General features: G+C 75.4%; 9 protein-coding genes. 4 read left to right on the top strand and 5 right to left on the bottom strand.

What is annotated here, in order from left to right; genetic code table 11:
- Positions 1 to 262: 262 nt before the first annotated feature.
- Entirely contained in the window at positions 263 to 799 is a 537-nt protein-coding gene (locus tag ACFW9D_RS26515) for an HNH endonuclease (RefSeq protein WP_188338904.1), read from the bottom strand.
- A 287-nt stretch (positions 800 to 1,086) separates the two neighbouring features.
- Between ACFW9D_RS26515 and ACFW9D_RS26510 the strand changes: the two genes are divergently transcribed.
- Entirely contained in the window at positions 1,087 to 2,142 is a 1,056-nt protein-coding gene (locus ACFW9D_RS26510; protein WP_384625619.1) for a mechanosensitive ion channel family protein, read from the top strand.
- 79 nt (positions 2,143 to 2,221) lie between these two features.
- On the opposite strand, the gene ACFW9D_RS26505 is transcribed toward ACFW9D_RS26510, so the two are convergent.
- The 4 genes from ACFW9D_RS26505 to ACFW9D_RS26490 form a co-directional block, all read right to left on the bottom strand.
- The gene (locus ACFW9D_RS26505) at positions 2,222 to 3,592 is read right to left on the bottom strand and encodes an FtsX-like permease family protein (RefSeq protein WP_188338906.1); all 1,371 of its coding nucleotides are present in this window, start codon (positions 3,590 to 3,592) and stop codon (positions 2,222 to 2,224) included.
- Positions 3,589 to 4,299 (bottom strand): ABC transporter ATP-binding protein, encoded by a 711-nt coding sequence (locus ACFW9D_RS26500; RefSeq protein WP_384625615.1) that lies wholly within the window; start codon positions 4,297 to 4,299, stop codon positions 3,589 to 3,591. The genes ACFW9D_RS26505 and ACFW9D_RS26500 overlap by 4 nt, the downstream gene beginning before the upstream one ends.
- On the bottom strand, positions 4,296 to 4,838 hold the full coding sequence (locus tag ACFW9D_RS26495; protein WP_188338908.1) for a PadR family transcriptional regulator: 543 nt from the start codon (positions 4,836 to 4,838) through the stop codon (positions 4,296 to 4,298). The genes ACFW9D_RS26500 and ACFW9D_RS26495 overlap by 4 nt, the downstream gene beginning before the upstream one ends.
- 99 nt (positions 4,839 to 4,937) lie before the next feature.
- A complete protein-coding gene (locus ACFW9D_RS26490; protein WP_384625611.1) occupies positions 4,938 to 7,919 on the bottom strand; it encodes a beta-N-acetylglucosaminidase domain-containing protein in 2,982 nt (993 codons plus the stop codon).
- 342 nt (positions 7,920 to 8,261) lie between these two features.
- On the opposite strand from ACFW9D_RS26490, the gene ACFW9D_RS26485 reads away from it, so the two are divergent.
- The 3 genes from ACFW9D_RS26485 to ACFW9D_RS26475 are packed head-to-tail and all read left to right on the top strand — an operon-like array spanning position 8,262 to position 10,895.
- Positions 8,262 to 8,486 carry a hypothetical protein gene (locus ACFW9D_RS26485; RefSeq protein WP_188338910.1) on the top strand — a complete coding sequence of 75 codons (225 nt, stop codon included), beginning with the start codon at positions 8,262 to 8,264 and terminating at the stop codon, positions 8,484 to 8,486.
- Positions 8,487 to 8,515: 29 nt separating this feature from the next.
- The gene (gene malQ, locus ACFW9D_RS26480) at positions 8,516 to 10,609 is read left to right on the top strand and encodes a 4-alpha-glucanotransferase (protein ID WP_384625608.1); all 2,094 of its coding nucleotides are present in this window, start codon (positions 8,516 to 8,518) and stop codon (positions 10,607 to 10,609) included.
- A 46-nt stretch (positions 10,610 to 10,655) separates the two neighbouring features.
- Positions 10,656 to 10,895 (top strand): hypothetical protein, encoded by a 240-nt coding sequence (locus ACFW9D_RS26475; RefSeq protein ID WP_384625605.1) that lies wholly within the window; start codon positions 10,656 to 10,658, stop codon positions 10,893 to 10,895.
- Positions 10,896 to 10,934 lie beyond the last annotated feature (39 nt).

The following is a 10,934-nucleotide window of genomic DNA, read 5'->3' as shown; positions in this document are numbered from 1 at the left end:
CCGAGAAGACCTCGGCGAACCGGTCCCGTACGGCCCGGACGGCGGTCAGGTCCCGCTCCCCGAGCGTGGCGCTGTGGGGGGTGTGTATTGGCGGGAGGGCACCGCGCCCGGCGGGGCCCACCGCGGGGGGGGGCCGGGGCGCCCCCCCTCCCCGTAGGGGGGGGGGGGTGCGGTGGCGGCGCCCGGGCCCCGGGGGGGGGGGGGCCCATTCGAGGCCTCCGGGAGGCGAGGCCCCCGAGAACGCAGAAGCCCGGATCGACGGTCAGGCGGAGATGCCTTCGATCCGGGCCAGGGCCTCGTCCGCGCCGAACGGCTGCAGGTACGGCAGCCAGCGCGGGTCCCTATGCCCGGTCCCGATGATGCGCCAGGCCAGACCGGTGGGCGGGGCCGGCTTGTGGCGCAGGCGCCAGCCGATCTCCACCAGGTGCCGGTCCGCTTTCGTGTGGTTGCAGCGTCGGCACGACGCCACCACGTTGTCCCAGGCGTGCTGTCCCCCGCGGCTGCGCGGGATCACGTGGTCGACGCTGGTTGCGACGCCACCGCAGTACATGCAGCGGCCGCCGTCACGGGCGAACAGCGCCCGCCTCGTCAGAGGAACGGGCCCCCGGTAAGGGACCCGGACGAACCGCTTGAGCCGGACCACGCTGGGTGCGGGGACGGTACGTGTCGCGCTGTGCATGAAGGCGCCGGACTCCTCGAGGCAGATGGCCTTGTTCTCGAGGACGAGTACGAGCGCGCGGCGGAGCGGTACGACGCCGAGAGGCTCGTACGACGCGTTGAGGACCAGGACATGCGGCACGGATGCCTCCTTGTACGCCGGCGGCGCGTGGCTCGCGCCGGGACGATCTCGTAGTCAGTCTCCCCTCATGCCTGGTCATGGCGCCACCATGTCCGCGTAACGGGCTGGGAGTGTTTTCGACCACATGTCGACCGCAACTCGTTCATCCCCAGGTGAGCACGGTCTCTCCCTCGAACATGACAACGATCCACACACAATGCCCCGTTAGTGTGGTGGGTCTGCCCGCTCCTGTTCCCCGAGCCGCGTCCCCCGAGGCGGGCAGATGGCTACGCCTGGAGGTACCCGCCGTGATCTTGTCCGTCCTGTCGGCCGCGGACGCCGACACCCAGCCCACGCTCAAGGACGCCCAGGAGCAGGCCGGGCAGGCCGCCAGCTGGGTCGAGCAGAACTGGTCCACGTGGCTGGGCATCGGACTGCGCATCCTGCTGATCGTCGTGATCGCCGCCGTCCTGCGCGTCGCGATCCGGCGGGCCATCACCAAGCTGATCGACCGTATGAACCGCACGGCGCAGGCCGTGGACGGCACCGCGCTCGGCGGCCTGCTGGTCAACGTGGAGCGCCGGCGGCAGCGCTCGCAGGCCATCGGCAGCGTGCTGCGCTCCGTCGCCTCGTTCCTCATCCTGGGCACCGCGGCCCTGATGATCCTCGGCACCTTCCAGATCAATCTGGCCCCGCTGCTGGCCTCGGCCGGTGTCGCCGGTGTCGCGATCGGTTTCGGCGCGCGCAACCTCGTCACCGACTTCCTCTCCGGCGTCTTCATGATCCTCGAGGACCAGTACGGCGTCGGCGACACGGTCGACGCGGGCGTCGCCTCCGGCGAGGTCATCGAGGTCGGCCTGCGCGTCACGAAGCTGCGCGGCGCCGACGGCGAGATCTGGTACGTGCGCAACGGCGAGGTCAAGCGGATCGGCAACCTCTCCCAGGGCTGGGCCACGGCGGGCGTCGACGTCACCGTCCGCTCCGACGAGGACCTCGACAAGGTGCGCGCCGTGCTGACCGAGGTCGGCGAGGACATGAGCAAGTCCGAGCCGTGGAACGAGATGCTGTGGGGCCCGGTCGAGGTCCTCGGCCTGGACAGCGTGCAGCTCGACTCGATGGTCGTCCGGGTCAGCGCCAAGACGATGCCGGGCAAGGCCCTCTCCGTCGAGCGCGAGCTGCGCTGGCGCGTGAAGCGGGCCTTCGACGCGTCCGGCATCCGCATCGTCGGCCGCGTCCCCGAGCAGCCGGACGCGCCGGAGGAGGGCGACCCGTCGGCCGGCATGGCGGCCCCGTCGGCCTACGCGTCGACCACCTCGCCGCAGTCCCTGGCCACCGCGCCGATACAGCCGAACCTGGCGAAGTAGACCCACCCTCGTACGGCGTTCCGTACGACGTGAAGGGGCGCCCGGAGACATCTCCCGGGCGCCCCTTGCGCGTACCGGCTCACGCCACCCGCAGCTGCTCCGGGCTCAGCGAGCGGGTCAGCAGCGGCAGCGCCGTCGCCGCGGCGAGCAGACAGACCGCGAACACGGCCACCGGCACCAGGAGGGGGAGGCCCCAGGGGACGGGCATGTGCAGCAGGAACGCGTACGCCACGTGGATCGCGGTGCCGCCGGCCGTGGCCAGGACGAGGCCCGGAGCCAGCGGCAGCGCCGTCTCCAGGAGCAGCGCCCGGGTCAGCACCCGGCGCGGCACTCCGGCCGCGGCCTGCGCGGCGAGCGCCCGGCGCCGCGTGGACAGCGACTCGGCGGTGCCCACGGCGAGCCCGGCCAGGCTGATCAGCAGGGCGACGCCGACGGCCGCGGCGGTCAGCCACAGGCCGAAGGAGTAGTAGCCGATGTCCATGCCGAGCGTGCCCTCGGCCTGCGAGCGGCGCAGCCCCTCGACGAAGATCTCCGCGATCCCGGCGAAGCCCACCCCGACCACCGTGACCAGCACCAGCGTGGCGTGGCTGCGCGAGGCCGCCCAGGGGTCCTCCTGGAGCCGGTGCGCGGCCAGCAGCACATCGGGCCGCTCGGTACGCTCCCCGAGCCGCCGCCCGACGATCCGCGCCGACGCCCCGGCGGTCCAGATCGCGGCGGCGCCGGTGAGCACCACCGTGCCGATCACGAACAGCGGCAGCCATGTCGCCGAGCGCTGCCGGCCGCCGAGCAGGACGAGCGCCGCCGCGGCCAGCACCACCAGCGCGGGCAGCGCGAAGCCGAGCACCGGGCCCGGACCGCGCCCGGGCCGCTGCCGCCGCACGGTGCCGAGCGGCGAGGCCACGACCTTGCGCAGGGCGAACGCGCTCACCAGCACCCCGAGCACCGGCACGGCGACGACCATGGCGGCGGCCGCGATCAGTGCCGTGTCGCCGTTCCAGGCACCGAACCCGCGCACGGGCTCCATCCGCCAGACGCCGACCCCGAACCCGGCGGCCGCGATCAGCGCGCCCACGAGGCAGGCGCCGCCCGTCTCCAGGGCCGCGATCCGCCGCACCTGGCGCGGCCCGCCCCCGGCGAGCCGCAGCGCCGCGAGCCGCCGGTCCCGGTGCACGGCACCGACCCGCGCGCACTGCCCGAGGAAGCCGAGCACCGGCACGAGCAGCAGCAGGAGCGCGGCGATCACCCCGTGCCGGGTCCCGGCGCCGTCCAGCAGCCCGTTCCCGAACGGGAAGCGGGCACCGTCCGCGGTCCCGGCCAGGGCGAGCGCCGCCCCGCCGAAGCCGCTCGCGGCGGTGGCCCCGAGCACGGTCAGCGCCGCCCGGCGCCGCTCCAGGCGGTCCGCGCCGCGCGTCAGCAGCCGGGCGAGCCGCAGATCGGAGAGGAGGCTCACAGGGCCGCCTCCGCCCCGGCCGCCGGGATCCCGGCCGCGCCGGAAGCGTCCTGGACCTCCCCGTCGTGCAGGCGCACCTCCCGGTCCGCGTAGGCGGCCACCTGGGCCTCGTGCGTCACCAGGACCACCGCCGTGCGCGTCTCGCGGGCCAGGTGGACCAGCGAGGTCAGGACCTGCTCGGTGGCGAGGGAGTCGAGCGCGCCCGTCGGCTCGTCCGCGAAGATCACCTTCGGCTCCGTGACCGAGGCGCGGGCCAGCGCGACCCGCTGCTGCTGCCCGCCGCTCATCTCGCCGGGCCGCAGCTCCCGCTGCCCCCGCACCCCGTACCGCTCCAGCCAGGCGTCCGCCTCGGCCCGCGCGGCCGCGCGCGGGCGGCCCGCGAGCAGCAGCGGCAGCGCCACGTTGTCCAGCGCGGTCAGCTCGGGGACGAGCTGGCCGAACTGCAGGACGATGCCGAACTCGGTGCGGCGCAGCTCGCTCAGCTTCTCGGCGTCGAGCCCGTCGAGCCGCCGCTCCCCGTACGTCACCGTGCCCGCGTCGGGGCGGACCAGGCCGGACAGACAGTGCAGCAGCGTCGACTTCCCGCTTCCGCTGGCACCGGTGACGGCGAGGATCTCCCCGGCCGCGACCGTGACGGCGGCGCCGCGCAGCGCGGGCGTCCTCCCGTACGTCTTGGTCAGGCCTTCGGCTGCCAGGAGTGTGCTCATGCTGAGGTGACCTCCGCGGTCAGGGTGGCGAGCCGGGCCGCGGTGGTGGTCATCCAGCGCAGGTCGGCGTCGAGGTGGACGAGGGCGTAGTCGGCGGACAGGAGGGTGGTCAGATCGGCGCCCGGGGCGGTCTTCACGGCGGTGAGCTCGCGCATCCGGGCCATGTGCGCCTCGCGCTGCTCGCGCAGCTGGGCGGCCGGGTCGGCGCCGTGCCCCGCGAGCAGGATGGCGACGACGACCTTGGCGAAGATCTCGTTGGCGACGTGCGGGGCGGGCGGGGTGACCTCCCCGGCCCAGCCGAGCAGCTCGCGCGTCCCCTCCTCGGTCGCGCGGTACAGGGTGCGCTCGGGGCCGCCGTCGGAGTCGGTGCCCTCGACCTCCACGAGCCCGTCGCGGACCAGCCGCTGGAGCGTCGTGTAGACCTGCGCGTACGCGAGCGGACGCGCCTGCGGGAACCGCTCGTCGTGGCGTCGCTTCAGCTCGTAGCCGTGGCGCGGCTCGGCGACGAGCAGGCCGAGCAGGACGTGGCGGGTACTCATGAAGATCAGTATGTACGCGGTATAGGTACTGAGTACATAGTCGAGTGCGACGCGGCATCAAGTGAGAGAGGTGATTCCGGTTGGCCGGCGGGAGCCGGTCTAATGGGCCGGGGCCACCGCGTACGCCTCCACCGACCACAGCGAGATCCCGTACTTCGTCGCCCGCTTGTCGCCGACGACCCGCACGAACCGCGTGTCCTTCGCGTCCATCCGCACCGACTCACGGCCTCCGCGCCCGTCCCGCACGGTCGCCGCCGTGCGCCAGGTGCGGCCGTCCCCGGACGTCTGCACGCGGTATGCCGCCGGATACGCGTCCTGCCAGCGCAGCACCACCTGGCCCAGCCGGACCGGCTCGGCCAGCTCCACCTGCCACCACGCGCCGTCCTCGGCGGGCGAGGACCAGCGGGTGTCCGCGGCGCCGTCGTTGGCGCCGGAGGCCGGGAAGTCGGCCGTCTCCTCCGCCGACGCGGACGCCTTGCCGGCGCGCGCCAGATCGGGGCCCGCCGTGCGCGGGAAGGCGCGGACCGCGACCGTGCGGGTCTCGTCGCCGAACGTCAGCGGGATCTCGTAGACCCCGGCCGGGGTGCCCGCCGGGACCGACACCTCCACCGGCACGTCGACCCGGGCGCCGCGCGGCAGTTCGGACCGCTTCGGCGTGCGCACCTCGATGCCGTGCGGGGCCTTCGCCGTCACCGTGCCGTGCACCCCGCCGGGCCGCTGCGACGTGAGCCGCGCCGTCACCCGCTGGGCGCCGCCGCCGATCTCCGCGTCCGCCTCGGTGCGGGCCAGACTGAACGCCGCCGCCGGGGCGTCCGCGTACCAGGGCACGATGCGCTCGACGCGGCCCGCGTCCCCGTCCGCACCGGTCACCCGGATCCCGTCGGCGAGCGTCTTGCGCGCGTCCAGCTCCGTGAAGCCGTCGTCCGCGACCGCGCCGAGCCGCTTCCAGCCCTCGCCCGGCACATGGATCTCCACCGTGCCGCCGGTGCCGGGCTCGCTCAGCACCGTCACCGTGGACAGGGCGCGCCGGCGCGGCAGTTCGGCCCGCGTCCCGTGCGCGGCGTCCGCCCGGTCGGTGCCCGCCCACGCCTCGAACGCCCGCTGCGCCCGGTCCAGGAACGGGTCGAGCACGCCCTTGCCGACCGTCACCCGGCTCCGCCTCAACTCCTCGCGCAGCGCCGCGAGCCGCTTCGAGGCCCGCCACGCCGCCGCGCCGTCCCCGCGCTCCGCCGCGTCCAGCATGTCGACCGCCGACTCGCCCGCCGCGCCGTAGCGGCCCAGCTTGTCGCTCCACGGCCGCACCTCGGCGTCCAGGGCGGTCGAGCCGAGGGCCTGCGGGGTGCGCCGCATGACCGTGAACGCGCCGCGCAGCTCCTTGGCCGCCCGCGCGTTCCGCTTCTCGTCCGTGGTCGTGCGGGCCCGCCAGAACTCCGCGAGCAGCGGCTTCAGGTACGCCGACTCGTCCGCGCCGAGCACCGACGACGCGTCGTTGCCCGCCAGCGCGGTCAGCGCCGCCTCCGTGCCCGGGTCGCCGCCCGCGAGGTCGTCGATCGCCGCCTTCCAGGACTCCTGGGGGCGGTAGTCGCGCGGGTTCCACGCGTAGTCCGCGGTCGTGAACAGCGGGATCCGGGACGCCGCCGGCTGCTCCATCGCCGTCGCGAGGACCGCCGCCGAACCCGATGCCACCGCCGGCTCCCGGCCGGTGTACGGACCGAGGAAGATGCGGTCCTGCGCGTAGTCGTTGACCGGGTAGTTGTCCATCGTCAGCAGCTGGTGCGCGCCGCCCGAGGAGCTGAACGCCCGCCGGGTACGGTCCAGTTCGCTCCCGGTGATGGTGCGCGGCACCACGCCGACGCCCGTCCAGGCGACCTCCACGCCGTCCGCCAGGTCCGCGGCGAGCGCGGTGCGGTACGCGGTCGCGCCGTCCTGGAAGTACTCGGTCGGCATCAGCGAGAGCGCCGTGCCGGGGTGCCGGTCCGCCAGGTGCCGGGCCACCGCGTTCGCCACCTCCGCCTGTGCCCGCGCCGCCGCCCTCGGCCCCGAACCGAACCGCTTCGCGTCCGCCGAGCAGTGCCACTCGCTGTACGACACGTCCTGGAACTGGAGCTGGAACGCCCGCACCCCGAGCGCCCACATGGCGTCCAGCTTGCGGGTGAGGGCCTTGACGTCCCCGTCCGACGACATGCACATCGCCTGGCCCGGCGCGACGGCCCAGCCCAGCGTCACGTGATTGGCGCGGGCCCGCTCCGCCAGCCGGCGGAAGGCGGCGCGCTGCTCCGCCGGGTACGTCTCGCGCCAGCGCGCCTGGCGGTACAGGTCGTCGCCCGGCGCGTACAGGTAGCGGTTCTGCTTGGTGCGGCCCATGAAGTCGAGCTGTGCCAGGCGCTGCTCGGTCGTCCACGGCGTGCCGTAGAAGCCCTCGGTGAGACCGCGCACGGCCGTGCCCGGCCAGTCCCGCACGACGACCCCGGCGACCTCGCGCCCGTCGACCAGCTGCCGGAACGTCTGCGCGGCGTGGAACAGGCCGTCGGCCCCCACGCCCTCCATCGCGATCACCGGCCGGCCCTGGACGCGCCCGGCCGCGAGCCGGTAGCCGCCCGAGGGCAGGTCGCCGCGGGCCGTGGCGCCGAGCGCGCGCAGCGTCGCCTCCAGCGAACCCGTGCGCGGGTCGCGGGCGGCGGGCACCCGTGTGCGGTCGCGCGGCTCGGCCGCGCCCGTGTGCACGACGAGCCCGGCGCCGTCCGGCACGTCGGAGGCCGAGGGGACCTGCCGCACGTCCCGCGCGCCGGCGCCGCGCAGCGTCTTCACGAGGAGGTCGACCGCGTACGGGTCCGAGCCCGGCGGCACCACGAGCGTCACGCCGTCCGGGACCGTGACGGGGTCGCCCGCGCCGTCCGCCTCCCGGATCGACTGCGGACGCGGCCACACGGCCGGCAGGCCCGCGTCCGACTCGGCCTCCGGCTTGCCCGCGGAGGTGTGCGGGGACGGGGGAGCGGCCACCGCCGTGCCCGTCGCGCCGAGCGTCCCCGCGATGACGGCGACCGCGACGGCGGCCGCCCTCCTCCTGCGCCGGAGCTGCACGGCTTACTCCCTCGTGGGTCGGCGGACGCCGGTCGGTGGACGACCGGTGGTGACGGTCGGTGGGACAGGAGCGTCCCAGGGTGACTACCGAGCCCACCACTGTCCGGGCCGGAGTGTCAACGCCCGTGGCCGTTGTGCCGCAATTGCCCTGTCGGGCGGGGTGGGGCGGCCGCAGGACTTCCGGTTTCGCCGGGCCTGTGGCCGCGATCCTTTCGTCGTGGACAATGTGACCAGTGACACGTCGGGCCCCCGGAAAGGTCTGCGATCGCGAACGCTGGGTAGGGCTCGGAACTCACGGAGGTCCAGGACGGACCCACGACGATGACGATGAAGGAGGCCCCCGTGGCCGCATCGGCACACCTTCTGCTCTCGGCCCTGTCCAAACAGGCGCACCCCTCGATGCCCGACACGATGCCCGGCGCCGACACCACCACCTGCTCCTCCGAGGCGCCGCTCACGAGCGAGCCGCCCTTCGCGGACTACGCGCCGCTGACCTCCGAGCCGCCGCTGGCCGACCTGGCCCCGCTCACCTCCGAGCCGACCCCCAGCGGCCTGGCCGCGGGGTGAACCTGACCCGCCTCGCCGACCGTCACGGCGTGGCCACCTCCTACGCCCCCGCCCCGGGCCGCACGATCCGCACGCCCGACGCGACGGTGGCGGCGGCGCTGGCCGCCCTGGACGTGGACGCCTCGGCCCCGCCCCCGTCCGCCCCGGAGCCCCTGCTCCCGCCGACGGTCGTGTGGTGGCTGGACGGCACGCCCCCGCCCTGGCGGCACCGGCTCCCCGAAGGGTCGAGCTGGTCCCTGACGCTGGAGGCGGGCGAGGCGGGCGAGGCGGGCGAGGCGGGCGAGGCGGGCGAGGCGGGCGAGGCGGGCGAGGCGGGCGAGGCGGGCGAGGCGGGCGAGGCGGGAGATGCGGAAGGTGCGGCGGGCACGGGAGACGCGGGACGCTCGGCGGGCACGGGAGGCGCCGGAGGTGCCGGTCAGCCGCCGCCCGGGGTGCACACGCTGCACGTCCGCGCCCCCGACGGACGCACCGCCGACGTCCACCTGATCGCCGCCCCGCCCCGCGCCCCGCGGCCGCCCGGGCGCACCCACGGGCTGCTCGTGCAGCTCTACTCCCTGCTCTCCGCCCGCTCCTGGGGCATGGGGGACCTCGGTGACCTGGCCGACCTCGCGGCCTGGGCGGGGCGCACCCACGGCGTCGGGTTCCTTCAGGTCAACCCCCTGCACGCGGGCGGCCCCGGCGACCCCTCCCCGTACAGCCCCACCTCCCGCCGCTTCCCCGACCCCGTGCACCTGCGCGTCGAGGAGATCCCCGAGTACGCGTACGCGGGGGAGCGCGCCGGAGACCGGAAGGAGGCCGCGCGGCTGCGGCACGCCGTGGTCGCCGACGGGGAGCCCATCGACCGGGACGCCGTCTGGGCGCTGAAGAAGCGGGTCCTCGAAGAGATTCACGGCGTGCCGCTGTCGCCGGGCCGCCGCGCCGCCTACTGCGACTACCTCGCCGAGCACGGCACCGCCCTGGAGGACCACGCCACCTACCTCGCCCTCGCGGAGCGCCACGGCCCCGACCGCCGCACCTGGCCCGCCCCGCTCCAGGACCCCCGCTCGCCCGAGACGGCCGAGGCCCGCCGCGCCCTGCTCGACCGCGTCGACTTCCACAGCCGCCTCGCCTGGCTCACCGACACCCAGCTCGCCGCCGCGCAGCGCGCCGCCCGCGAGGCCGGCATGCGCGTCGGGCTCGTGCACGACCTGGCCGTCGGCGTGCACCCGGGCGGCTCCGACGCCTGGGCCCAGGCGGACGTCTTCGCGCGGGGCATGAGCGTCGGCGCGCCCCCCGACGCCTTCAACGCGGCCGGTCAGGACTGGGGCCTGCCCCCGTGGCGCCCCGACCGCCTCGCCGCCACCGGCTACGCCCCCTTCCGCGCCCTGCTGCGCGCCCTGATGCGGCACGCGGGCGCCCTGCGCATCGACCACGTCATGGGCCTGTTCCGGCTCTGGTGGATCCCCGAGGGCCGGCCTCCGACCGAGGGCACGTACGTGCGCTACGACGCCGAGGCCATGCTCGCCGTACTGGTCCTGGAGGCGACGCGCTCGGGCACGTACGTCATCGGCGAGGACCTCGGCACCGTGGAGCCGGGCGTGCGCGAGACGCTGCGCGAGCGCGGGGTGCTCGGCACCAACGTCCTCTGGTTCGAGCGGGACTGGGAGGGGGACGGGCGGCCCGTGCCCGCGGAGGACTGGCGCGCCGACTGCATGGCCACCGCCACCACCCATGACCTGCCGTCCACCGCGGCCCGCCTGTCCGGCGACGACGTGCGGCTGCGTGAGCGGCTCGGCCTGATCGGCGAGAGCCCCGCGCGCGCCGCGGCCGAGACGGCCGAGTGGCTCGCCCTGTTCGCCCGGCTCGGACTGCTGCCCGGCGGCGCGGAGTCGGGCGAGGAGGAGGCCGTGCGGGCCGTGCACCGCTTCCTGGCCCGCACCCCGGCCCGGCTCGTCGGCATCTGGCTCCCCGACCTGGTCGGCGACCGGCGCCCGCAGAACGTCCCCGGGACCTGGGACCAGTACCCGAACTGGCGCCTCCCGGTGGCCGGCCCGGACGGCACCCCCGTCACCCTGGAGGCCCTGACCACCTCCCCGCGCGCCCACGCCCTCCTCGCCGAATTCCACGGGCACGGCCACTTATAGGCCCCCCGGACGCGCGACCCGTTCGCGCGTTCGCTACGTTGGCACCGTGGACAAGAAGAACGCCCTGCGCGCCGGCGCCCTGGCCTCCGGTACGACGCTGATGATGCTGCTCATGTCGTCCCCCGTGTTCGCGCTCCAGCGTGACGACGGCGACGACCCGGGTCAGGGACTGAGCGTGATCGAGACGCTCGGCCTCTACGTGGCCGCCCCGATCGTCCTGTTCCTGGTCATCGCCGGTCTGGTGATGATCGGCGACAAGTCCCGCAAGCAGCAGAAGCAGGGCTGACCCGCAGAGTTTCCCCGCCGAGGGCGCCCGCCGCGACAC

It is taken from the genome of Streptomyces sp. NPDC059524 (assembly GCF_042749255.1).
GTDB lineage: Bacteria > Actinomycetota > Actinomycetes > Streptomycetales > Streptomycetaceae > Streptomyces > Streptomyces xanthii.
This window is presented reverse-complemented; position numbering and strand designations above follow the sequence as displayed.